Annotated in this window: 22 protein-coding genes and 2 rRNA genes; 21 read left to right on the top strand and 3 right to left on the bottom strand. The window is 47.0% G+C overall.

Features of this window, described 5'->3' with window-relative positions; translation table 11 throughout:
- Positions 1–373 precede the first annotated feature (373 nt).
- The 3 genes from NYE45_RS03080 to NYE45_RS03090 all read left to right on the top strand — a co-directional run bounded on the left by NYE45_RS03080 (position 374) and on the right by NYE45_RS03090 (position 4,198).
- A 23S ribosomal RNA gene (locus NYE45_RS03080) occupies positions 374–3,300 on the top strand.
- Between the two features lie 184 nt (positions 3,301–3,484).
- Positions 3,485–3,601 (top strand): 5S ribosomal RNA (gene rrf / locus NYE45_RS03085).
- 243 nt (positions 3,602–3,844) lie between these two features.
- Complete coding sequence (locus NYE45_RS03090) at positions 3,845–4,198, top strand: FlxA-like family protein (RefSeq protein WP_340015530.1); 354 nt, start codon at positions 3,845–3,847, stop codon at positions 4,196–4,198.
- Positions 4,199–4,333: 135 nt separating this feature from the next.
- Here the strand turns inward: NYE45_RS03090 and NYE45_RS03095 are convergent, their stop codons facing one another.
- Positions 4,334–5,689 (bottom strand): MATE family efflux transporter, encoded by a 1,356-nt coding sequence (locus NYE45_RS03095; RefSeq protein WP_340015531.1) that lies wholly within the window; start codon positions 5,687–5,689, stop codon positions 4,334–4,336.
- 162 nt (positions 5,690–5,851) lie between these two features.
- Here NYE45_RS03095 and NYE45_RS03100 point away from each other — a divergent pair, with 162 nt between their 5' ends.
- The 11 genes from NYE45_RS03100 (at position 5,852) to NYE45_RS03150 (ending at position 15,234) form a co-directional block, all read left to right on the top strand.
- Positions 5,852–6,586 (top strand): class I SAM-dependent methyltransferase, encoded by a 735-nt coding sequence (locus NYE45_RS03100; protein ID WP_340015532.1) that lies wholly within the window; start codon positions 5,852–5,854, stop codon positions 6,584–6,586.
- A 177-nt stretch (positions 6,587–6,763) separates the two neighbouring features.
- On the top strand, positions 6,764–7,342 hold the full coding sequence (locus tag NYE45_RS03105; RefSeq protein WP_340015533.1) for an RNA polymerase sigma factor: 579 nt from the start codon (positions 6,764–6,766) through the stop codon (positions 7,340–7,342).
- Positions 7,339–8,610 (top strand): hypothetical protein, encoded by a 1,272-nt coding sequence (locus NYE45_RS03110; protein ID WP_340015534.1) that lies wholly within the window; start codon positions 7,339–7,341, stop codon positions 8,608–8,610. Before NYE45_RS03105 ends, NYE45_RS03110 begins: the two co-directional genes overlap by 4 nt.
- 59 nt (positions 8,611–8,669) lie before the next feature.
- The gene (locus tag NYE45_RS03115; protein WP_340015535.1) at positions 8,670–9,128 is read left to right on the top strand and encodes a DUF523 domain-containing protein; all 459 of its coding nucleotides are present in this window, start codon (positions 8,670–8,672) and stop codon (positions 9,126–9,128) included.
- A gap of 99 nt (positions 9,129–9,227) precedes the next feature.
- On the top strand, positions 9,228–9,872 hold the full coding sequence (locus tag NYE45_RS03120; protein ID WP_340015536.1) for a dimethylsulfonioproprionate lyase family protein: 645 nt from the start codon (positions 9,228–9,230) through the stop codon (positions 9,870–9,872).
- A 241-nt stretch (positions 9,873–10,113) separates the two neighbouring features.
- Positions 10,114–10,791 carry an NAD(P)H-dependent oxidoreductase gene (locus NYE45_RS03125; protein ID WP_339168382.1) on the top strand — a complete coding sequence of 226 codons (678 nt, stop codon included), beginning with the start codon at positions 10,114–10,116 and terminating at the stop codon, positions 10,789–10,791.
- Positions 10,792–10,971: 180 nt separating this feature from the next.
- Positions 10,972–11,394, top strand: a complete 423-nt coding sequence (locus tag NYE45_RS03130) for a MarR family transcriptional regulator (protein ID WP_340015537.1) — start codon at positions 10,972–10,974, stop codon at positions 11,392–11,394.
- Between the two features lie 166 nt (positions 11,395–11,560).
- Positions 11,561–12,142, top strand: a complete 582-nt coding sequence (locus tag NYE45_RS03135) for an NAD(P)H-dependent oxidoreductase (RefSeq protein ID WP_340015538.1) — start codon at positions 11,561–11,563, stop codon at positions 12,140–12,142.
- A 112-nt stretch (positions 12,143–12,254) separates the two neighbouring features.
- On the top strand, positions 12,255–12,566 hold the full coding sequence (locus NYE45_RS03140) for a helix-turn-helix transcriptional regulator (protein WP_062837657.1): 312 nt from the start codon (positions 12,255–12,257) through the stop codon (positions 12,564–12,566).
- A gap of 156 nt (positions 12,567–12,722) precedes the next feature.
- On the top strand, positions 12,723–13,757 hold the full coding sequence (locus NYE45_RS03145) for an LLM class flavin-dependent oxidoreductase (protein WP_076334273.1): 1,035 nt from the start codon (positions 12,723–12,725) through the stop codon (positions 13,755–13,757).
- Positions 13,758–14,073: 316 nt separating this feature from the next.
- On the top strand, positions 14,074–15,234 hold the full coding sequence (locus tag NYE45_RS03150; protein WP_062837656.1) for an AI-2E family transporter: 1,161 nt from the start codon (positions 14,074–14,076) through the stop codon (positions 15,232–15,234).
- A 154-nt stretch (positions 15,235–15,388) separates the two neighbouring features.
- Here the strand turns inward: NYE45_RS03150 and NYE45_RS03155 are convergent, their stop codons facing one another.
- Positions 15,389–15,760: a metalloregulator ArsR/SmtB family transcription factor gene (locus NYE45_RS03155; RefSeq protein ID WP_036614212.1), complete on the bottom strand. Its 372-nt coding sequence runs from the start codon at positions 15,758–15,760 to the stop codon at positions 15,389–15,391.
- 309 nt (positions 15,761–16,069) lie between these two features.
- On the opposite strand from NYE45_RS03155, the gene NYE45_RS03160 reads away from it, so the two are divergent.
- The 7 genes from NYE45_RS03160 to NYE45_RS03190 all read left to right on the top strand — a co-directional run bounded on the left by NYE45_RS03160 (position 16,070) and on the right by NYE45_RS03190 (position 24,243).
- A complete protein-coding gene (locus tag NYE45_RS03160) occupies positions 16,070–18,418 on the top strand; it encodes a heavy metal translocating P-type ATPase (RefSeq protein ID WP_340015540.1) in 2,349 nt (782 codons plus the stop codon).
- Between the two features lie 103 nt (positions 18,419–18,521).
- Positions 18,522–18,878: an SdpI family protein gene (locus tag NYE45_RS03165; RefSeq protein ID WP_062837654.1), complete on the top strand. Its 357-nt coding sequence runs from the start codon at positions 18,522–18,524 to the stop codon at positions 18,876–18,878.
- 191 nt (positions 18,879–19,069) lie between these two features.
- A complete protein-coding gene (locus tag NYE45_RS03170) occupies positions 19,070–19,522 on the top strand; it encodes a MerR family transcriptional regulator (protein ID WP_289391064.1) in 453 nt (150 codons plus the stop codon).
- Positions 19,523–19,752: 230 nt separating this feature from the next.
- Positions 19,753–20,973 carry an MFS transporter gene (locus NYE45_RS03175; RefSeq protein ID WP_036614180.1) on the top strand — a complete coding sequence of 407 codons (1,221 nt, stop codon included), beginning with the start codon at positions 19,753–19,755 and terminating at the stop codon, positions 20,971–20,973.
- Between the two features lie 18 nt (positions 20,974–20,991).
- Positions 20,992–21,414 (top strand): universal stress protein, encoded by a 423-nt coding sequence (locus NYE45_RS03180; protein ID WP_340015541.1) that lies wholly within the window; start codon positions 20,992–20,994, stop codon positions 21,412–21,414.
- A 223-nt stretch (positions 21,415–21,637) separates the two neighbouring features.
- Positions 21,638–23,062: an aldehyde dehydrogenase family protein gene (locus NYE45_RS03185; protein ID WP_340015542.1), complete on the top strand. Its 1,425-nt coding sequence runs from the start codon at positions 21,638–21,640 to the stop codon at positions 23,060–23,062.
- Between the two features lie 368 nt (positions 23,063–23,430).
- Positions 23,431–24,243: a TipAS antibiotic-recognition domain-containing protein gene (locus tag NYE45_RS03190; protein WP_340015544.1), complete on the top strand. Its 813-nt coding sequence runs from the start codon at positions 23,431–23,433 to the stop codon at positions 24,241–24,243.
- A 110-nt stretch (positions 24,244–24,353) separates the two neighbouring features.
- Here NYE45_RS03190 and NYE45_RS03195 read toward each other — a convergent pair whose 3' ends face one another.
- Entirely contained in the window at positions 24,354–24,833 is a 480-nt protein-coding gene (locus tag NYE45_RS03195; RefSeq protein ID WP_062837648.1) for a GAF domain-containing protein, read from the bottom strand.
- Positions 24,834–24,882 lie beyond the last annotated feature (49 nt).

The raw sequence follows: 24,882 nt of genomic DNA on the forward strand, positions 1-24,882 counted from the left end.
CATTTTGGTCCACCACTTCGGTGTGGATGAAATGAAGAGCACAACACTCACTCGTTGCTCAGTTTTGAGAGCTCAAACTCTCAAACTTCTCGTTAGTTCGACCGACACATTCGTGAACGGCCCGAACGAAACGATTTGTTCTTTGAAAACTAGATATCGAAACGAAACAAACGCGAATTAGAACATTCCTTTAAGGGATGAATGCTTGTTCGGTTCAAGTAACCGATCAACAATCATCCTAGCTGAACTTGTGTTAAACAAGTCAAGTGTATAAAGGTAGTTAAATTGCTTTTGTGATGGTATTGGATGGGAGCGACTTTTGGCTTTGCGCAAGCAAACCAAGGGAAGCGAGCAGTCAAAACCGGAACAAAATGGTTAAGCTACTAAGAGCACACGGAGGATGCCTAGGCGCTAGGAGCCGATGAAGGACGTGGCGAACAACGAAACTGCCTCGGGGAGCTGTAAGCAAGCTTTGATCCGGGGGTGTCCGAATGGGGAAACCCAGCTGGGGTAATTTCCAGTTACACCTAACTGAATACATAGGTTAGTGTGAGGCATACCAGGGGAACTGAAACATCTAAGTACCCTGAGGAAGAGAAAACAATAGTGATTCCGTCAGTAGCGGCGAGCGAACGCGGAGAAGCCCAAACCAGAGAGCTTGCTCTTTGGGGTTGTGGGACGTCTCACATGGAGTTACAAAGGAACCGGTTAAGCGAAGAGGTCTGGAAAGGCCCGCCAAAGAAGGTAAAAGCCCTGTAGTTGAAAGTCTGTTCCCTCCGAGACGGATCCCGAGTAGTGCGGGGCACGTGAAACCCCGTATGAATCCGGCAGGACCATCTGCCAAGGCTAAATACTTCCTAGCGACCGATAGTGAAGCAGTACCGTGAGGGAAAGGTGAAAAGCACCCCGGAAGGGGAGTGAAATAGAACCTGAAACCGTGTGCTTACAAAAAGTCAGAGCCCGTTTTAGGGGTGATGGCGTGCCTTTTGTAGAATGAACCGGCGAGTTACGTTCCCGTGCAAGGTTAAGGTGAAGAGCCGGAGCCGCAGCGAAAGCGAGTCTGAATAGGGCGACATAGTACGTGGACGTAGACCCGAAACCGGGTGATCTACCCCTGTCCAGGGTGAAGGTGCGGTAACACGCACTGGAGGCCCGAACCCACGCATGTTGAAAAATGCGGGGATGAGGTGGGGGTAGCGGAGAAATTCCAATCGAACTCGGAGATAGCTGGTTCTCCCCGAAATAGCTTTAGGGCTAGCCTCGGAAAACAGAGTCGTGGAGGTAGAGCACTGATTGGGTGCGGGGCCCGCAAGGGTTACCAAGCTCAGTCAAACTCCGAATGCCATAGACTTACTTCCGGGAGTCAGACAGTGAGTGCTAAGATCCATTGTCAAAAGGGAAACAGCCCAGACCATCAGCTAAGGTCCCCAAGTGTGTGTTAAGTGGGAAAGGATGTGGAGTTGCACAGACAACCAGGATGTTGGCTTAGAAGCAGCCACCATTGAAAGAGTGCGTAATAGCTCACTGGTCGAGTGACTCTGCGCCGAAAATGTAACGGGGCTAAACACACCACCGAAGCTATGGCTTGATGCTTTGCATCAGGGGTAGGGGAGCGTTGTATAAGGGTTGAAGGTGTACCGTAAGGAGCGCTGGACATTATACAAGTGAGAATGCCGGTATGAGTAACGAAAAGATCAGTGAGAATCTGATCCGCCGAAAGCCTAAGGGTTCCTGAGGAAGGCTCGTCCGCTCAGGGTAAGTCGGGACCTAAGGCGAGGCCGAAAGGCGTAGTCGAAGGACAACAGGTCGAAATTCCTGTACCACCGTAAGCCGTTATGAGCAATGGGGGGACGCAGTAGGGTAGTGACGCAGACTGATGGATGTCTGTCCAAGCAGTAAGGCTGATGTGTAGGCAAATCCGCACATCATTAAGGCTGAGCTGTGATGGGGAGTGAAAATTACAGTAGCGAAGGTCATGATCTCACACTGCCAAGAAAAGCCTCTAGCCAGGTGATGGTGCCCGTACCGCAAACCGACACAGGTAGGCGAGAAGAGTATTCTAAGGCGCGCGGAAGAACTCTCGTTAAGGAACTCGGCAAAATGACCCCGTAACTTCGGGAGAAGGGGTGCCCCGGTAGTGTGAATAGCACGAGGGGGCCGCAGTGAAAAGGCCCAAGCGACTGTTTAGCAAAAACACAGGTCTGTGCGAAGCCGTAAGGCGAAGTATACGGGCTGACGCCTGCCCGGTGCTGGAAGGTTAAGGGGAGTGGTTAGGAGCAATCCGAAGCTGTGAACCGAAGCCCCAGTAAACGGCGGCCGTAACTATAACGGTCCTAAGGTAGCGAAATTCCTTGTCAGGTAAATTCTGACCCGCACGAATGGCGTAACGACTTGGGCGCTGTCTCAACGAGAGATCCGGTGAAATTTTAATACCTGTGAAGATGCAGGTTACCCGCGACAAGACGGAAAGACCCCATGGAGCTTTACTGCAGCTTGATATTGAATTTGGGTACGATCTGTACAGGATAGGTGGGAGCCTTTGAAGTGGGAGCGCAAGCTTCCATGGAGGCAACGTTGGGATACCACCCTGATCGTATCTAGGTTCTAACCTGGTACCGTAATCCGGTGCGGGGACAGTGTCAGGTGGGCAGTTTGACTGGGGCGGTCGCCTCCTAAAGAGTAACGGAGGCGCCCAAAGGTTCCCTCAGAATGGTTGGAAATCATTCGAAGAGTGCAAAGGCATAAGGGAGCTTGACTGCGAGACCTACAAGTCGAGCAGGGACGAAAGTCGGGCTTAGTGATCCGGTGGTACCGCATGGAAGGGCCATCGCTCAACGGATAAAAGCTACCCTGGGGATAACAGGCTTATCTCCCCCAAGAGTCCACATCGACGGGGAGGTTTGGCACCTCGATGTCGGCTCATCGCATCCTGGGGCTGAAGTAGGTCCCAAGGGTTGGGCTGTTCGCCCATTAAAGCGGTACGCGAGCTGGGTTCAGAACGTCGTGAGACAGTTCGGTCCCTATCTGTCGTGGGCGTAGGAAATTTGAGAGGAGCTGTCCTTAGTACGAGAGGACCGGGATGGACGTACCGCTGGTGTACCAGTTGTTCCGCCAGGAGCACCGCTGGGTAGCTATGTACGGACGGGATAAACGCTGAAAGCATCTAAGCGTGAAGCCCCCCTCAAGATGAGATTTCCCAGTATGTAAGACCCCTTGAAGACGACGAGGTAGATAGGCTGGGGGTGGAAGTGCAGCAATGCATGGAGCTGACCAGTACTAATCGGTCGAGGGCTTATCCAATTAGCAAGTTGTAAATCGCGTGTTTCGTTTCGAATCTAGTTTTCAGAGAACAACACTCTGAAATGAAAATTGGTACATCACACAACGTGTGTATGATTTTCAGTTCCATATACGCTGAACCATTCATCCACACAGCCGTGTCGGACCGAATGGAACGCGAACGCATTTGTTACACAAATGCTCGTTTGGTGGCGATGGCGGAGGGGTTCCACACGTACCCATCCCGAACACGACCGTTAAGCCCTCTAGCGCCGATGGTACTTGGACCGCAGGGTCCTGGGAGAGTAGGACGCCGCCAAGCAATATAAAGGCACACTTGATGATATCGAGTGTGCCTTTTTGTATTATTCATTGCTAACTTTATTGATCGACGGGATCAAAATGTTCACTTATTTGATAAGATTATGGGTTATTACAGGTCTTATGTATTTTCATATGTTCATCTTTCGTTTCTTAGCTCGTTCAGCAACCTTTCAGTTGAATTTAACTTACAACTCAGTGGATTAGGGTATAGTGAAGCCAAGTAAAGAGGAGGAGAACCATAATGAATATATCTTCTGCAACCAGCTCCACTACATCTTACATATCGACATCTTCGAATTCGGACAATTCAAGTAGCTTGGAGAAACAAAAGACGAAGCTTGAGGCTCAATTGGAGAAAGTGCAATCCAGCAAGGACGATGAGAAGACCAAAGAGACCAAGACCAAACAGCTTGAACAACAGATCAAGCAGATTGAGGCACAGATTGCGCAGCAAAGCTCTCAAGGAGCCGGTACAACCGTTGCTAAGGAGGCGCCACCTGCCCAACCTTCATCCAATGGAAAGGGTGTAGCTACCCCTAAGGAAATTGCGAACGCAACAACAGACAGCAATGGTCGATTTGATATACGCATCTAATTACATCTAATTTAGGATAAAACAAAAGCCCTGGTGATCTATATTGATCGTGCAGGGCTTTGTGTATTTGTTTGTAAGATTAATTTATGAGGTCTAACTACATTCTATCTGTTGCCGTTATATTATCTGTAATTGTTATTCAGACTGCAACGCGTTTATTCGATCCGTAAGGGATCGTTTTCTATAGTACACGGCTATGGTTGCGAGAACCAGCATTTCGGACAGCGGTACGGCAAGCCACACACCCGTGACACCAAAGAAGGAAGGGAGAACTGCAATCAACGCAATCATGATAATCATCTCACGTGCAGCTGTAATCCAGATGGCCATTTTGGCATTACCTACAGATTGGAAATAGGTGCTCATAACAAAGTTAACACCCATAAACACGTAGGCAAATGTAAATATCCGTAATCCGTAGACGGCATTATCTGTTACGCCGCTACTGAAGTTTCCAAAGATTTGCACGAAATAGGGTGCACCAATTTGAACAACAAGCAGTAACAGTAGACCACATGCCAAAGCCGTTTTGGTGGCTAAACGTATCGTTTGTTGTACCCGGTTCATCTGTTTCGCACCGTGATAATAGCTGATCAGAGGTTGAGCAGCAGATGCCAGACCCAGGAATGCTAACAGTACTACACCATGAATATAGTTCAACACGGTAAAGGATGCTACGCCATCCGTGCCCGCAATGCGGTCCATGGAGATATTGTGAGAGACAGAGAAGACCGACATACCGAGTTCAGCCAGAAAGCTGGGGAAACCAATGAGCAGCAGGGAAGCCAGCAGTTTGTTGTTCCATTTGAACCATGTGAACGTGAGATTATTTGTTTTTTTGAAAAAGTGAGTGAACAGGACAAGCAGCGCCAGAGATGCCGACACGATTGTACCTAGGGCAACACCGCGTACCCCCCACTCGAGTACATAAAGTGTTATATAATTGATGATGATATTGGCTACAGCAAATGTAATCTGAGCATACATGGATGTGTTGGGATTCCCATCGTTCCGTACAAAAACAGAGAGCGCATTCTCAATGGTGAAGACAAACCCGAACAACAACATGATATTCATATAGTCCGAAGCAAACGGGAAGGTCTCGGCGTTGGCACCGAGGGAGTATACCAGCTGGTCTTTGAACGTAAATGCAGTATATCCAATAGCCATCGTAACAAGCATAATGAGCATAATGGATTTGGTGAAAATTTGTTTGGCTGATGTGATATCTTTTCTACCCATAGCGTTGGAGTACAGGGTTGCCCCGCCCATACCAATCCACAGCGACATCGCAACAAAAAGCGTGTAGACAGGTGAGGCAATGCCGATCCCGGCCATCGCGGTAGAACCCAGTTTGTGTCCAACCATAATGCCGTCGATAATAAAATTAAAAGCAACTACCAGCATCCCTAATACAGAAGGCACGAGGTAACTTATAAAAGCTTTACCTACAGATTGCCCTTCCAATGGATGCGTCCAATTCGTATTCATAATGACCTCCGTTAGTAAACTGAATGTTCATTCTGTATTTAATAATACTGAACGTTCGTTCTGTATGATAACATGGCTTGAATTCGCTTGGCAACTTTTACGTTTAAATATCGTTTATGTGGTAGAGTAGGTGGATATTTATATGGCGGGAGGAATCTCTTGATGAAACAAAATAAATACGATGAGACTGAGTTCTTTAATAACTATAGTAAGATGGCTCGTTCCGTTCAGGGGTTGGATGCAGCGGGGGAGTGGCATGAATTGCAGACCTTGCTGCCTGATTTGAAGGACAAGCGTGTGTTGGATTTGGGATGCGGTTTTGGTTGGCACTGCCGATATGCGCGAGAGCAACAAGCGAGTTCAGTTATTGGTGTGGATCTGTCGGAAAATATGCTCCAACGTGCTCGTGAAATGACGGACGATCCACAGATCCAGTACGAGCAGCTGGCAATTGAAGATATTGATTTTGCACCTGGACAATTTGATGTTGTGATCAGTTCGCTGGCTTTGCATTATATTGAACGGTTAGACGCGGTGTACGCCAAAATCAATGAATGTCTTGTCACAGGGGGCACGTTTGTCCTTTCCTCTGAACATCCCATCTTCACCGCTCGCGCTGCGCAGGATTGGCATTACGGACCCACAGGTGAGATTCTTCACTGGCCCGTGGATGATTACCATGATGAAGGGAAGCGTGTGGCGAACTTTCTGAATCAGGATGTGGTTAAATATCATCGTACACTGGCAACACATATGAATGAACTCATTAAGGCCGGGTTTGCCATTCAAAAGGTAGCTGAATCCAAGCCATCGCTGGAAATGATCGAACAGGTTCCAGGCATGAGAGACGAGAACCGGAGACCGATGTTTCTGATGATTGCTGCGGTTAAAGTGTAATGTAGAAAAGTGATTCGATAGACGAGATGTCTAACTGAGTAAATGCTTGAAGAAATCAGTGTGTTCAGCGATGTTGAACATGCTGTTTTTTATTTTGCTACAATAATAAGAAATAATGTCCAAAATAGGGAACCAATTCACAGTAGACTCAGTCATATTAAGTGAGGTGAACAACAGTTGGATTATCAATTTCTGGCACAGGCTCAGACGATCGACAATTACACACTTAGCAGCATGATGGATGACTACGGAAATGACGTGTGGAATTACGCTTATTTTCTAACCAAAAGTGCCGAACAGGCAGATGACTTGTCACAGGAGGTATTTATCCGAGCGTACTCGGGGATCGCCCATTATCGGGGAGAGTGCTCACTGAAGACGTGGCTACTGACGATTACTAGGAACACCACTTTTACATATCGAAAATCAAGATTCTTTCGTAGCAGCTTATGGGGAGAAACACTACCCATTGAGACAGAGCGGGAGCTTTCAGGCCAGAGCGTAATGGTTCCATCTCAGTCTGCACATCCTTCGGCCGAGATGGAAGTGATGCGCAAGGAGCATGTCCATGAAATCTGGGATATTGTTCTGGCGTTGCCAAAGAAGTTCCGGGAGATTCTTTTGCTGAATCTGAAATATGAGCTTACGACGAGTGAGATTGCTGAGATGTTGAAAATCAGCTTAGGCACAGTAAAATCCAGACTATCCCGAGGTAAGGATAAGGTACGGAAACAATGGGAGGAGCGAAGCGAATGAAAAAGAAGGATGAGCAGTGGGAAAAGGAAATCAAGAAGGGGCCGTTTGCGTCGTCTCCTTTTACAGAGGATCACAAGCGAAAGGTGCTTCAACAGGTGGAGTGGATGAAGAAGTCGGAAGTGGGAAGCAAGGGAGATAGGTCAGAAGGCAGTTCCAGGTTGTCTAGACCGCAAGTAGGTAACGTTTCAAACAAGCGTCGCCCTAGAAGAGGACCTCTTATTGCAGGCGCGGGTGCATTGGTTATTGCTGCTGGATTGTTCCTATGGATCTGGGATGATGGACAACTGGTGAAACCCGTGATCGAGCAGGTCTATCCGACGGCAGCGTTACAGTTATCCGATGATTTGAGCATGAATCTGTTAACCGACAAGATGAAAAAAAATGTGGTGACTACCATGCGAGACGATTTGGGTAAACAGCTGAAGATTACGAAAGTGGAAGACTTGCCTGTGTCCGGCAGAATATATGTAGAGGCTGGAAAAGAAAGTGAGAAGGAGTATGCGCAGATATGGCTTGATGCAACAACAGGAAATCTGCGTGAGATACAGATGAGAGGTGAGATGCAGCCGAACGAACTGGAGCACCGTTATATGCGCCAAGTCCCATCGCTTTTGCAAAGTATAGGCAGCACTCCAACACTTAAACCTGTATCAGTTCAACGTTATGTAAGCATGAAGCAGGGGGAATTGGAGCCGATATCACATACGACATTATGGTTAAAAAATGAGACTGGCTATGGGGAGATTGTATGGCAACAGGACAAGGCTGTCTCAATCACAGGCGACCTGAGACTTGATCAAGTATCACAGGTGGCGCTGGCGGATGCCAAAAAAGCAATTGAGGCTCTGTCTGGTAAAGCCAATCTTGATCTGGTAAGAGCAAGCCGAAGCAAAGATGATGAACTCGGCAAGGATACAGTCTTTTTTTCTTTTAAAGATAACTACTTTGTACAGATGACCGAAGGAAAAGAGGGCTTGGGCTATACCGTAGGGGATGCTAATTATTATGAGCAACAAGAAATAGGCAATATCGAAGAGATGGAGGCTTATCATGAGAAATTATATAATATTGATGAGTCTCTTCTTAGAGAAAAAGTGGGACCAATAGTAAAAAAGATCTTTAACATTGATTTTAACGACTATAAACTTCACAGAAATGCTGAGCAATTGGGAATCGTAACATTTGAACTGGAATCGAGCACGGATGTTTTTCAGGTTGAATACAGGGAAGATGGACGGATCAGGATGATTACCAGAGGCGAGTTATAGGGCTTGATCTGATATGTTACAATTTACTTCATAGATGGAATGGGCATAAGGAGATAATGATGAAATATTTGGTGAGTTCATGTCTGGCGGGGGTAGCCTGCCGTTACAATGGAACAGCGAGCTTGGATGAGAAGATTCAGGAACTTGTGGAGCAGGAGCAGGCGAAGATGGTGTGTCCGGAGTTGCTCGGTGGATTCTCCACACCCCGTGAACCAGCTGAGATTATCGGTGGCACGGGCAAAGATGTGCTGGCAGGCACTGCGAAAGTAATCGAGAAAAGTGGCAAGGACGTCACAGAGATGTATATCAAGGGAGCCTATCAGACATTGGAATGGGCCCAAAAATTGAATGTGTCGTGTATTGTGTTGAAGGAGTTCAGTCCGTCCTGTGGCACGAAAACCATTTACGATGGAAACTTCGTCAATCACAAGGTACAGGGTGAAGGTGTTACTACCGCACTGCTTCAGCAAGAAGGATATTCTGTCATTTCGGAAGAAGAATTCATGGAACAATTATAGGCGTGATTAGTATATCTTCACGATTATTTTATCGCCGAATTCATGGGGAACAGACAGAAAAAATTAGAGTTGTTGTGTGTTTGGAGGTTGAATATTACCATGGAACAAATGAACAGGCTGATTGACACATTCTTAAACCAATTATACAGACGTCTCGAATGTTGTGACACTAGTGATTCCGACATACTCGACGAGATAAGCAGGATTTTGCAGGTGTGGCCTGAGGTGCCGAGTTCTGGAAAACTTCCTAGCCCATCAGAATCCAGTGTTACCAAATATCTGGATGCTGCTTTGAAGCTTGGTGACACAGGCGCCGAATCAAGCCTGATTGCAGCGATCAGACCTTTGGCACCTTTCCTTGACTGGACCTTCGGTTATCCACCACATCCGCTGTATCCTAACCTAGAATCACAGGTAACTTTTACGCAATTTATCGGACCGGAGGATCTGGGAACGGCTGATCACTTGCTTATGGGCCTTACCTTATTAGCTCCAAAAACGTATTATCCACCACATGTGCATCCTGCAAATGAATTATACATCCCCCTTGGTGGTACAGGAATGTGGACCAAAGGTAGCGAAGAGCCCTTACCAAGAGAACCTGGGTCTGTTATTCTGCATCCAAGTGGGGTCATCCACACAACTGAATCGAGGGAAGACCCAGTCTTAGCCCTCTACATCTGGCGAGGCGACCTTATAACGTCATCAAAATTCATAACAAACCAAGAAAAGTTAACTGAATAATAGGATACTCGTTGCAAGTAAGTGGTGTTGATATCATTCATGGATATTCACAGAAGGGGATGCCCAATGTGGCTATTTATGTTGTCAGAATACAATACTTACTTTTATAAACTAAGAAACAATATTGTGCGTACTTTTCATTTTGGGATATAGATTCTAAACTAATACTTAAGCAAATCAAAAACGAGACACTAACGATTGAACATACAACAATACTATAAAGAGAAGGACGTGGAGCTTCATGGAAGATACAACACAGGCAAAGAAAAAGGAAGACATCTTGAAGGCATATCATTTCCGACATGCAACAAAGGTATTTGATAATACCCGCAAAATTTCAGATGAGGATTTCCAATTTATATTGGAAACAGGCAGATTATCTCCAAGTTCCATTGGTCTTGAACCGTGGAAGTTTCTGATTGTACAAAATCCGGACCTGCGTAAGCGTCTGTCCGAAGTCTCTTCCGGCGCTCAAAAGCAATTGGCGACAGCAAGCCATTTTGTTGTTATTTTGGCCCGGTCAGATGCTAGTTATAATTCTCCCTATGCGGAGTACATGCTGAAGGAAACAAAGGGAATGCCGGATGATGTATTTAAGTTAACAAGCGAGGCTTATGGAAAGTTTCAAAATAACCAGAGAATTCTGGATAATCCACGATCATTATTTGACTGGGCATCCAAACAGACGTATATTGCACTCGGCAACATGATGACGGCGGCAGCTCAGATCGAGATTGATTCCTGCCCGATTGAAGGTTTCAGCCGTGAGAATGTCCATGGGCTGTTGGAAGAAGAGGGCTTGCTGGAGAATGGCGCATGGGACGTCTCGGTGATGGCAGCCTTCGGTTATCGTGCTGAGGAGCCCACGCGTGAGAAATCCCGACAATCTATTGAAAAAATTACTCAGTGGATTAACTGAATTCAGCAAGAATTCAACATGAATCCAAAAATGATGATCTAAGATCTACATTATAGAACAGCATTAAAGCAGGAGCGAAGCAGCCCGAAAATTTCCACATGTTAAAAGGATGGAAAGGGCTGTTTTTCTTTCTGTTTAAAAAAACTTGAAAATACATAGATGTCTATGTATAATAAGATCATGCCAAAATACAACGCAATTGCATTAATTGCAAGAATCAGGGATCATGTCAACAAACGAATTGTTCACGAATTGGAACAGCATGAAGTAACAGGCATTGTACCTTCTCATGGGGATGTATTGATGTTCTTGTACCGGGAAGAGACGCTGTCGATCAAGATGCTGGCGGAACGTGTTCAACGCACGCAACCAACAGTAACGGTACTGGTCAACAAGCTGGAGAAGCTCGGATATGTTGAACGCAGCAAGAGTGCCGAAGATAGCCGGGTGACAATGATTCGCCTTACCGAACAGGGGAAGCAACTCAAACCGATATTCGATCAGGTGTCAGAGCAGATTAATGACATCATCTATAGTGGTCTGTCCGATGAACAGTCGGAGCAATTGGAGAGCTTGTTGTCCACCATTGTCCGAAGATTATAGTGAATGAACTCTTCTGCCTGCAACCCTTCCTGATTTGAATGGGGTGGAGGCAGAGGAGCCCAAATATTTTTTTGTCCATATACATAGACATCTATGTATACGAGACGTATCAATGTAAAAAAATCTTCATAATTTAACTCAAACCAAACCTGGAGGGATTAACACTATGAAACATCTTATCGTATATGCTCACCCACACACAGACAGCTTCAATAACGCAATCCTTAATACTGCTGTAGAAGCTCTCGAAGCCCAAGGTCATGAAGTGGTCGTTCGTGACTTGTACAAGCTTGGATTTCAACCTGTACTGACTGAAGCCGATACAGCTTCCATGCGTGCAGGACAGACACCACAGGATATTGCTACAGAGCAACAGTTTGTTACGGATGCAGAAGCCATTACATTCATCTATCCGATCTGGTGGACAGGTCTTCCTGCCATTATGAAAGGATATGTTGACCGTGTATTCGCCTATGGTTTTGCTTATGCGGCGGGTGAAGCGGGAATCGAGAAATTGCTGACAGGCAAAAAAGGACTCATCATCAACACACACGGTACTCCAAATGAAATTTACGATCAGATTGGTATGACTGCTGGGTTGAAAGTAACCTCAGACGTAGGTATCTTCAACTTTGTAGGCATTGAAGCCGTAGATCATCTGCTCTTCGGTAGTATTGGTTACCTGGATGCACCAGCATATCAAGCGATGTTGGATCAGGTTAAACAGACGGTAACGACCAAATTCTAATATAGTTGTGGAATCCCTATAGGATTCCATATGATACCAGACCGACTCGATTATGAGTCGGTTTGTTTGTTCATGTGTTTGCAAAATGGATGAAAGGGGGTATAATTTACCCATGGAACCTATACTAATATTCAAAGCATTATCTAACGAGACACGTAGACAAATCCTGTTGTGGCTCAAAAACCCGGAGCAACACTTTCCACCTCTTGAACTATCTCAGCATCCGGATGGTGGCAAGAACGGAATCTGTGTCGGCACGATTCAAATGAAGGCTGGACTGGCTCAGTCGGTTATATCCAGTTATCTGCTGACCATGCTCAAAGCAGGGTTGCTGCTCTCAGAGCGAAGAGGACAATGGACGTATTATCGGCGCAACGAAGAGACAATCCGTCAGTTTGCCGAGTACGTGCAGAACGAGTTATAAGCCGGATGCCGGAACGGAAGCTAGGATGCACATGCAGGCAAGGATTCCGTCCGGATGTAAACGGCTAGTTCAGTATCACATCGTGTCCAATTACGGTATAATAAATCTATATATCTGGATATACAAAAATATAATCATCAAGGAGATTAAACAATAATGACTACAGAAAATACGGCTCCATCCCATAAAGAACATATTCATGACGTTAAGCTATCCATCCTGGATCTGGCTCCCGTCGTTGTGGGTGCAACACCCGCTGATGCTTTGCGCAACAGTTTGGATCTGGCCCAACATGCAGAGCGGTGGGGATATCACCGTTACTGGGTAGCTGAACATCACAACATGCCAGGTATTGCTTCTTCGGCAACTTCGGTCGTTATTGGATATCTGGCTGGTGGAACTAAGACGATTCGTCTAGGTTCAGGAGGCATCATGTTGCCCAACCATGCACCGCTTGTCATCGCTGAGCAGTTCGGTACATTAGAGTCCCTGTATCCTGGCAGAATCGATCTGGGACTGGGTCGTGCACCCGGCAGTGACCGCCGTACATCGCTGGCACTGCGTAAAGATCTGAATAGCGGGGAAGATTTCCCGGAGCTGCTGGCAGAACTCAGAGCATACTTTGATGCTTCAGCGACATCTTATCACGCGCCTGTTCGCGCAGTACCAGGAGAAGGACTGAACATTCCGATTTACCTGCTGGGGTCCAGTGATTTCAGTGCACGTCTGGCAGGGCAGCTGGGATTGCCGTTTGCTTTTGCCAGCCACTTCTCACCCGATTACACCCGGATTGCACTGGAAACGTATCGAAACAACTTCCAACCATCTGATAGCTTGAAGGAGCCGCATGTGATTGTGGGTGTTAACGCTGTTGTTGCGGATACAGACGAGGAAGCCGCATGGCTGGGTACAACGATGCAACAGCAGTTCCTGAACATTATTCGCGGCACAACGGGATTGGTACAGCCTCCGGCAGAGATGGAAGGCAAATGGACGGACCGCGAGAAGGCGGGTGTTGAGCAGACGCTGAAAGCAGCTGTTAACGGTTCACCAGAAACGGTACGTGGACAGCTGGAGTCCTTCATTCGGCAGACGCAGGCAGATGAGCTGATTATTACGTCGATGATCTATGATCATAAGGCACGTCTGCATTCCTATGAGTTAATCGCACAATTGGCGGGAAAAGCTTAATCTTCCTTTTCAGCGTAAAAGCTGGCTTGATGGTAATGCTATAGCTACAAATTTACGGTTCGTCTCCCAGTGAGGCGAGCCGTTTTTGAATAGGGAAAATTTGCAAATGATTCGTGTGGGGCAGAAGACTCATTTTGGGGTAAAATGACTTTACCGGTTTAATTTGAAACGGTTAAACAGTACCATACGTATAAATCCAGAGTGTTATACATATGTTGGCTTGTACAAGGTACTTTATTTTTTACAGGCAAGGGGCATTTATCTAGATTTATAGTTTAATTTTGATTAAGGTTACATGAGAGAGGACGACACGCCTATGGAGCAACCTGAGCAACCCCGCGTTTGGCCTGAGCGGTTCAAGCGATTTTTTCTTAACAACAAGTTTGTCCTATTTCTGCTAATTCTGCTGTTGGTGGGACTGAACGTGATGGTTCTGACCAAAGTATCCTTTGTTCTTCATCCGCTCGCAGTACTCATCAAGACGATTGTGCTACCTATTATTCTGTCAGGCATACTCTACTACCTGTTGAATCCGATTGTGGATGTGATGGAAAGGTGGAAAATCAAGCGAGGCTGGTCCATTCTGATCCTGTATCTTGCGATTGGAGGCATTCTGACCGTCGTCGTGCTGGCAGTCATTCCAGTACTTCGTAATCAGATTATGGGGCTGATCGCGAATTTCCCAACGTACAGTGAGACGGTAAGACAGCAATTTGAGGAATTGACGGGGAGTCAGCTGTTCGGTCAGGTCCAGGAAACGCTCAACATGAACTGGCAGGATCTGTGGAGAACAGCTTCCCAGAAGGCCGCAGAAATTCTTGATTCAACCTGGAGCACATTGGGTGGGTTCCTTGGAGCTTTCACTGAAATCGTACTCTCGATTGTGACAGTTCCATTCATTCTGTTCTATCTACTCAAAGACGGCAAGAAGCTGCCGTCGAAAATACTGTCTTTCCTGCCGATCAAGAGCCGTACAGGTGCAATGCATGTGCTGGAAGACATCAATCACCAGATCAGTTCATTCATTCGTGGACAGATTATCGTCAGCTTCTGCATCGGTATTCTGCTCTACATCGGTTATATGATCATTGGTCTGGATTATGCCCTGATTCTTGCAATTATCGCATCGTTTACGAGTGTTGTTCCGTATCTGGGACCAGCAATTGCGATTACACCCGCGTTGATCGTGGCTTTGGTCACTTCGCCGGTGATGCTGCTGAAGATGGTTGCCGTATGGACAATCGTGCAGTTAATTGAAGGTAAATTTATCTCGCCACAGATCATGGGTAAAACGCTGAAGATTCATCCGATCACGATTATCTTTGTCATTCTGACTTCGGGTAATCTGTTTGGAGTCGTGGGCATTCTGCTCGCTGTTCCAGGATACGCGGTGCTGAAAGTATGTGTATCGCATATCTTCAACTGGTTCAAGGACAGATCGGGCCTGTATGATCCGAACAAGAACAATCTTTTGTAATGGAGTCGCAAGCACCAATTGAACGGTAATCAGAAGGGGTAGTTACTTTATATCCATCCTGTATAAAACGGTACCCTTACCAAGAAGAACCCCCGCCCATCGGCATATAGCCGAGAGGCGGGGGTTCTTCTTCATGAACAAGCTTGGCTGCTGCCTAGCTGTGTTTAATATGCTGGAGCGTTTGCAGGAAAATCTGCTCAATATGAGCATCATCCAGAGAGTAGTACACCGTCTTGCCTTCCTTACGCCGCTTGACGATCCGCATGTTGCGGAGTGAACGCAGCTGGTGTGAAATGGCCGACTGACCCATATCCAGCAGAACCGTCAGGTCATGAACACATAATTCCTTCTGTAACAGCGCATCAATAATACGTAGACGTGTTGGGTCACTGAATGCTTTGAACCAATCCGCCATCTCGGAAGAGGTCTCCCGATCTATGAGTGAAGTGCGAATCGTCTGCACGTCGGCTTCAGTACCCGAGCAGGCCGCATCACATTCGCTTGGTGCTTTAACCGGTTGTTCCATTTCCTATCACCGCCTATGTTAACTCAACATTTGCATAATTCGATTTAACCATTTGTAAGTACATTGTTGATTGGAATTCACTGGTTCGGATTTATGCAAAAGTTTAACTATAGCTCTATTATATCCAAAAAACGTCTAAAGCGAAATGATTACTATTAGCATAATCTGTATGAAAAATCAACAACGATTGTTGACACTCATGTTTAGGCGCGCATATAATAGGGGTAACCAAACATATGAATGAGTGCTCATATATTGAATACTATTGAAATATAACATCGTTTTTGTACTGCAAAGGGGAGAATTCACATGGGAACCGGACAGGAACAGGTGAAAAGGGAACTGCTGCTTGATGGACTGGATTGTGCGAACTGCGCATTAAAGATCGAGAATGGCGTCAAAAAAATTAAGGGCATTAACGAATGCTCTGTCAATTTTGTTACCAAAACATTATCACTACACACCACTTCTGATATGGATGAGCAGGTAGTGGAAGAAGCCAAGCGCAAAGTCCTTCGGCTGGAGCCGCACATTCGTATCTCGGAAAAAGGAAAACCCGTGAACGGACATGTGCACACCCATACAGGGAGTGCAGCTGGTGCGCATAACCACAGTCATGATCATGCCGGACATCATCATGGACATTCCCATTCACATGGTAAACACTCGCATACTCATGACCAACATCAACATGGTCACTCACATGATCATACACATGACCACGGAAGTCATGCTGGGCACGATGACAGCCATACCCATGATCATGATGCACATGCAGGTCATTCGCATGAACATGGTGCAGGACAGACGAAAGTATTGCTCGCTCGTCTTGCTGCTGGTTCTGTGTTGCTCGCAGCCGCGATCTGGTCGCCGCTGGAGGGCTGGGCACAGATCACTCTATATGCGCTCGCTTATCTGATTGCCGGGGGAGATATCGTGCTCCAGGCGTCCAAAAACATTTTCCGCGGTCAGGTGTTCGATGAATACTTCCTGATGTCCGTGGCTACCTTAGGTGCCTTTGCTATTGGTGAGTATCCGGAAGGGGTAGCGGTCATGCTCTTCTATCAGCTCGGGGAGCTGTTTCAGGGCATGGCGGTTAATCGGTCACGGAAGTCCATTCAGGCGCTCATGGACATTCGCCCGGATTACGCGAATATCCTGACGGGTTCCGGTGACGAAACCCGGCGTGTATCTCCGGAAGAAGTACGCATTGGTGATCGAATTGTGGTGAAAGCAGGCGAGCGAGTACCGCTGGACGGTATCGTAAGAATGGGGCATTCCATGGTGGATACTTCTGCTCTGACAGGTGAATCGGTACCTCGTGAGCTGGAGCCCGGGAGTGATGTACTGAGTGGATTTGTGAACAAGAACGGCATGTTGACCATTGAAGTAACCAAAACGTTTGGCGAATCAACAGTATCCAAAATTTTGGATCTGGTGCAGAATGCGAGTAGCCGGAAGGCGAAAACAGAGCATTTTATTAGTAAATTCGCCCGTTATTATACACCGGTTGTTGTTATCCTTGCAGCCTTGATTGCATTTGTTCCGCCGTTGATACTTAGTGGTGCAACATTTGCTGATTGGATTTATCGAGCATTGGTCTTCCTGGTTATCTCATGCCCTTGTGCGCTGGTGGTCTCTATTCCACTTGGATTCTTTGGTGGCATCGGAGCGGCTTCACGTAACGGTATTCTCGTCAAAGGCAGTAACTACCTTGAAGCGTTGAACGATGTGAAAGTCGTTGTTTTTGATAAAACGGGTACACTAACCAAAGGTGTATTCAAAGTAACAGCCATTCGTCCCGTAGGCGGACGCTCGGAAGAAGAATTGATGAAGCTGGCAGCCATTGCCGAAGCGAATTCCAATCATCCGATTGCCGAATCCATACGTGCAGCTTGGGCCAAAGATATTCCCACGCAGGGTGTGGAAGGCTATGATGAAGTTGCAGGACACGGGATCAAGGTGAGCGTCGATGGTCAGGAAGTGCTGGCAGGCAACGCTAAATTAATGGAGCAGGCGGGTATATCGTATAGCACACCAGAGACGGCAGGAACAATAGTCCACGTTGCTGAAGCAGGCACGTATGTTGGTCATCTGATCATTGCCGATGAAGTGAAGGACGATGCAGCTGCTGCCATTCAAGCGTTGAAGAAGCTCGGCATCCGCAAAACGGTCATGCTGACAGGCGATGCGAAAGCCGTGGGTGAAGCGGTAGGACGCGAGCTGGGTGTGGATGAAGTCTATGCTGAATTGCTGCCACAGGACAAAGTCGAACGTCTGGAGCAACTGGAAGCTGCCAAATCTCCGAAGGAAAAAATGGTGTTTGTCGGTGATGGTATCAACGATACACCTGTGCTGGCACGCGCTGACGTGGGCGTAGCGATGGGTGGACTCGGTTCAGATGCCGCCATTGAAGCGGCTGATGTGGTCATCATGACCGATGAACCGTCGAAACTGGCGAGCGCAATCCGCATTGCAAAGCGTACACGAATGATCGTGTGGCAGAATATTGCGTTTGCGCTAGGTGTTAAGGCCATCTTCCTGCTACTGGGTGTGTTCGGTATTGCCACCATGTGGGAGGCGGTATTCTCTGATGTGGGTGTCACGGTGCTGGCTGTCCTGAACGCCATGCGTGTACTTCGTGTGAAGAATATCTAAGTTTACGAAACGATTCAGGCGGCTCTTCGTATATACGTAGAGCCGTTTTTATATTTTTTATGGCATGTGGTTTAGGAAGTTATATAGTGAAGGGGAGAACGTTTTGACAGGAGCAGTAGTTGGGATCATCATTGGAGTGTGTTATTTCATTCTGGGGTTAATGGTGTTCAAAAAACCACCGAAAATGATTAACGGAATATATGGTTACCGGACCCCGCGTGCAATGAGTAATCCCGAGCTATGGGACGAAGCGCAAAAGTATAGCGCCAATCTGATGATGCAGTTCGGTGTGATTATTACGATATTCGGCATTATCGGTTTCTGGCTTACAGATGTACGAGCGTTGGTTCTGAGTCTGGTTGCTACAGGATTCTATACGTTTAGACTGTTTACCAGAGTGGAAGGCCGTCTGAAGCAAATGCAGCGTGCACAACAGCAACAGAATGAGCAGAACGCTTAAGGTAAGAGTAGTGAACAGGTTTAGAGGAGAGGACTCGCGTGTGAAGCGGGTCTTTTTTTGTTGATGATAGCGAATGAAGTCGATGTTCAACTCGCCAAGACTTTATATTTAAAATCTAACGTTGACGTTAACGTTAATATTATATATAATTATGTACATAACATCATAGACGTATGAAAGAGGTGAGGGAAATGAGTTTATATAAAATCGATGACGTAGCCAAGGAATGTGGTTTGACCAAGCGAACCATTCGGTATTATGAAGAGATTGGTGTCATGCCTTCACCTCAGCGGACAGATGGTGGGACGCGGTTGTACACTCGGGAGGATATCGATTATCTGAAGAAGGTGGTTCGCGCCAAAGAGGTACTTGGATTCTCCCTTCAGGAGCTACATACCTATGTGGCAACGGCAGATGCATTGAACGAACAACGTTTTGACTACCAGCAGACAACTGAAGTGAGAGAACGGATCGAGAAGCTCACCACGATGGAAACAACGCTGGATGGTCAGCTGCAACTGATTGAGCAGAAACTTCAGAGCATACATGCCGTACAGACTGAACTGGAAGAGCTGCGTGAACGTGTTCGGAGCGGTATTCAGAAATTACAGGCGCATGATCCGCAGGGTGATGAAGACGGCTAACTGAGTTAGCATCTATTGTTTAATAAACAAAACTGTATACACATAATCGCTACATGGAGTGAGTACCATATTACCTGTGGCGATCCTGTACAAGCACCGGATGTTCCGGTGTCATTTGTGCCGTTTTGTTACCTCTATTCATGAAAATGAGCGCAATGTTTTCATCGTTTTCACGGACATTTTCAAATATAAAGCTTAACCACATAAATTATTCACAGGAGGAATTACGTATGAAAAGAGAGCCATCATTACCAGACGAATTGCCGTCATCACGTGGAGGTCTGCTATCCCAGCCACGAGCGGTATGGGCGGTTGCCTTTGCATGTATCATATCCTTTATGGGTCTGGGTCTGGTTGACCCGATTCTACCCGCAATTGCAGATCAGCTGCATGCTTCGAAAAGCCAGGTGTCACTGCTATTTACCAGTTATAACGCTGTAACCGGGGTAGCGATGCTGATTACAGGTGTCGTATCCAGCCGGATTGGTGTGAAGTGGACGCTGCTCAGCGGTATATTGCTGATTATTATTTTCTCGTTCCTCGGCGGTACCTCAGACACGGTAGGTGCACTGGTTGGTTATCGTGGCGGTTGGGGGCTTGGTAATGCTTTGTTTATCGCAACGGCGTTATCTGCCATTGTGGGACTGTCCACATCGGGGACAGCCAAAGCAATTATTTTGTACGAAGCAGCGCTTGGTCTCGGGATTGCGGTTGGTCCGCTGCTTGGTGGTGAGCTGGGTTCCATCTCTTGGCGTGGCCCGTTCTATGGGGTGGCTGTCCTGATGGCGATTGCCTTTATCAGCATTACATTTATGTTGCCCAAAATGGCTAAACCGAAAACACGCAGTTCTTTGTCTGATCCATTCAAAGCATTAAGTTATCCTTCACTGAAAACATTGGCGATTACCGCCTTCCTGTATAACTTTGGTTTCTTTACCTTGATGGCTTATTCACCATATGTGATGAATCTGGATGAACATGGCTTGGGTTATGTATTCTTTGGCTGGGGATTGATGCTGGCGATTACGTCGGTATTCGTCGCACCAAGATTGCAACGCCGATTCGGATCGGTTCCGTCCATGAGTGTCATGCTTACATTGTTCGCGATTGATCTGGTTGTTATGGCAGTAGGTACGGTGATGGGTTCACCAACTACCGTTATTGTGGCGGTTATTGTGGCAGGGATCTTCCTTGGGATTAACAACACGTTAATTACAACGGCTGTGATGGAAGCTGCACCTGTGGAGCGTTCTGTTGCTTCTGCTGCATATAGCTTCGTCCGTTTCCTGGGTGGCGCACTTGCTCCATGGCTTGCAGGTAAATTGTCCGAGTGGTTCCTGCCGGAAACGCCGTTTTATTTTGGCGCATTAATGGTTCTGGTTGGAGTCGTGGTACTGCTGGTGCGCCGTCATCATCTGCGGGATATCGATTCCGCCATTACATCTCACTAATTCACAGGAGGAATTGCAATGCTGAAACGTATATTGGTTGCTGTTGATGGTTCGGATCATGCGCATAAGGCTTTGGAGCAAGCACTGATCCTGGCTGAAAATATGAAACAACCCGCAAGTCTGTTGATCGTGCATGTTAATCCTGCCATTTCTATGAATGAACCTGCATTGGGTGTTGATCTGGAAGCTCGGATTGCCGAAGAAGGGCAACATATTATAGAGCCGGTGACCAGTCAGTTGTCCGGACGGGACATTGCGTATGAAACGCTGCTAATTGCGGGTGATCCCGTTAATGAGATCTGCCGTGTGGCGCGTGAACGAGATTGTGGAATGATTGTGATGGGGACAGGCGGGAAAGGCATGCTGGCAGAGATGATCGTGGGCAGTGTCAGTCATGGTGTGTTAAAACATGCAGAATGCCCCGTCCTGACGGTTAAATAAGTTGTGAAACCTTTGTAATGCAACGGTTCAAAAACGCCACATTGACTCATCAGGTACGTTACAAGATATGAATGCTGCATTCCGTAGTGGGTTGATGGCGTCAAAGTAGTGTATAAATAGATTATATAAATTAAACTGAACTTTAACATGAGAACGCAGAGGACAGAATTAACCTGAAGAAGCGAAGGTTCAATAGGTTCGAAAAGAATGGAGGATGCAGCATATGAAAAAACAACATCTGTTTATCGGTGGCAAACCGACCGAATCCGTAGATTATAAATCACTTCAAGCACCATACTCCGGGGAAACGCTGGCAGAAGTCTCGTCCGCTTCAGCCGAGGAAGCGGAGGCTGCTGTTGCAGCTGCGGTTCAGGCTGGGAAGGCAATGCGCCAGATGCCTGCACATCAGCGTGCAGATATTCTGTACAAGTTGTCCTCCATGCTTGAAGAACGCAAAGAAGAAGCAGCGCGAATCATTGCGCTTGAAGCAGCGAAGCCGATTACCGCAGCACTGGCCGAGGTTGATCGTACGGTGGAAACGTATCGTTTTGCCGCCGAAGAAGCCAAGCGACTGACCGGAGAGACGGTTCCGATGGATGCAGCCAAAGGTGGAGAAGGGCGCATCGGGTATACGATGCGGCAACCTCTAGGCGTCATTGGCGCAATCACGCCGTTTAATTTTCCCATGAACCTGGTAGCTCACAAGGTAGGTCCAGCGCTGGCAGCGGGCAATACGATTGTTCTCAAACCTGCGGAGCAGACGCCGCTGTCTTCCTATTACATCGCTAATCTGCTTCAGGAAGCCGGATTGCCGGATGGTGCACTGAACGTGGTGAGCGGTGATGGTAAAACGATTGGTGATGTGCTTGTTGGGCACCCCTATGTTGCTCACATTACGTTTACAGGCAGTCCAGCGGTAGGGACGAGTATTCGTAGCAAAGCAGGATTGAAACGCGTGACACTGGAGCTTGGGTCGAATGCAGCGGTGATCGTGGATAAGGACGCAGATCTGGACAAAGTGGTTCCTCGATGTGTGACGGGAGCTTTCACGTATCAGGGACAGGTATGTATCTCGCTACAGCGAATTTACGTACATCGTGATATCTCGGAAGAATTCATCTGGCGTTTTGCGGAAGCGGCGAAACAAGTGGTGGTCGGAGACCCGCTCGAGCCGGATACGGTAGTCTCTGCGCTGATTACGTCTAAAGATGTGGAGCGCACGCTTGATTGGATTGAAGAAGCCAAACAGGCCGGGGCTGAAGTAGCAGCAGGCGGTCAAGCTGAAGGAGGCGTTCTGCGTCCAACCGTGCTGGTTAACGTTCCCCGTGATGCCAAGGTATCCTGTCAGGAAGTGTTTGCTCCCATCGTGGTGATTAATACCGTGGATTCAGTTGAAGAGGGCATTGAACATGTCAACGATTCGATCTATGGACTTCAGGCTGGTGTATTTACGAACGATATTCATACCGCCCTCCATGCTGTCGATCAGATCGAGGCAGGCGGAGTTATGATTAATGACATTCCAACGTTCCGCGTCGATCACATGCCTTATGGTGGTGTGAAACAGAGCGGTATTGGACGTGAAGGTGTAAAATATGCCGTAGAGGAAATGACCGAATTGAAGTTTGTCATGTTTAATAAAGGTTGATTGTCTTCCATTCTTTTACTCAATATACCGTATGCCAATGAAAACATAACCACACACGCCTGTGCCAGAATAATGGCACAGGTTTTTTTATATGAAGATCATGGAAAAAGTTTCAAAAATACATATGGATTCTTCGCTGACTGCGGGTTCACATCTGATGAGACGGGTATAACATAGTTAACATACCGCAACATAACTGACCAAACGCCGCTCATATCACCGAAGCATGATGTACCCATCCAGAGCACGAGCGGAATGAAGCGGTACAGCATTGCCGAAAGTCTTATATTCTCTCATTATTCAAATAAAATGCAGTATGAATTAAGCCTGAACTCTGGAGTTGCAGGACAGGCAGGAGGTGTATTCAAATGGCATATTCCATGGTTGACGTATCCGGAATGTCAGGCGTGAGTCTGAACGAACTGAGCCAGTATGCGGAGACAGGTCTCCTGAATCCGGCCTTTGGTGGTTTGGATGAGGATACCTATTATGAAAAGCAGGAACTGTTGAGACTCCAGCAAATTCTCTTCTGTAAGGAAGTAGGCATGGAGGAAAATGAGATTGGATCGATGCTCCGCGATAATCCTCAGGACGTCATTCGCATCATGCAGCAGCATCGCATTGAGATTCTGGAGAAGGCACTCCGTCTGCATGGATTGATTCAGACACTGGACAAAACGATTTCTCATTTGCAAGGTGAACAGGAACTTGATGAACATGAGTTATATATCGGTTTTGTAAATAAGGGACGTCACCAGCTGCTGAATGAAGCGAGTTCTAACCATGCAGTCAATAATGATATGAACCAAGTGCAGACAGAGGACGTTCAGAGGTCCGACATCCAATCTTCCCATTCGTCCGCATTGTCTGATAACCAGGAACTGAAGTCAAAGGAAGATTATCTCGATTCCCAGGCAAAAATTGATCTGGTTCATCTGGACTTGCAACAGGCCATTGAGGATGGATTGGAACCGGGGAGTGCGAAAGTACAACGGATTATTGGCAGGCATCTTGAATGGATTAAGGGATATTATACACCCACCGCTGAGATCTATCGGGATCTGGCCAATCTGTACGTCGAGCATCGAGATTTCCGCAAGATGTACGATGGTTATCACCCGAGGCTGGCTGAATTCCTGCGCGACGGGATGATGATTAAAGCGGAACAGGATTTATCCTAGATGCATAAAGTAACATGGGCGAGCAAGAACATGGGTGTGAAACTATAATGGATAACAAAGAGCGCAGACCTCTGAGAGGACTGCGCTCTTTGTTATTACGGGTTGTTCGCTTACAACTGCTCTGTGAGCAGGCTTACGGCTTTCTCCAGGAAGACGCGGTCTTCGTCGTCAAAACGGTTTTTGATCGGGCTGTCGATATCCAGCACCCCGTAAAGTTCGCCGTTTTTGATAATCGGTACGACAATCTCACTGTTCGATGCTGCATCACAGGCAATGTGGCCTGGGAAAGCATGAACATCGTCAACGACCATGGTACGTTTTTCCGCAGCAGATGTACCGCATACGCCACGTCCCAATGGAATTCGGATACAGGCAGGCAGTCCTTGGAATGGCCCGAGGACCAGTTCTTTTCCATCATACAGATAGAAGCCGACCCAATTGGTGTCGGTCATAAATACATTGAGCAGCGCAGCAGCGTTCGCCAGATTGGCAATCGCACTAGGTTCATCGCGGATCAGAGCACTTAACTGTCCCAGGACGGCGGTGTGCTGCTCACTTCGTGTTCCTTCATAGGAAACAGCTTGAAACATGGTAAATCACCCTCCCGAGCAAAATGGTACTTATTTTCAAGATAGTGCA

This window comes from Paenibacillus sp. FSL K6-1318 (genome assembly GCF_037976905.1).
In the GTDB taxonomy this organism is placed as follows: Bacteria; Bacillota; Bacilli; order Paenibacillales; family Paenibacillaceae; genus Paenibacillus; species Paenibacillus amylolyticus_A.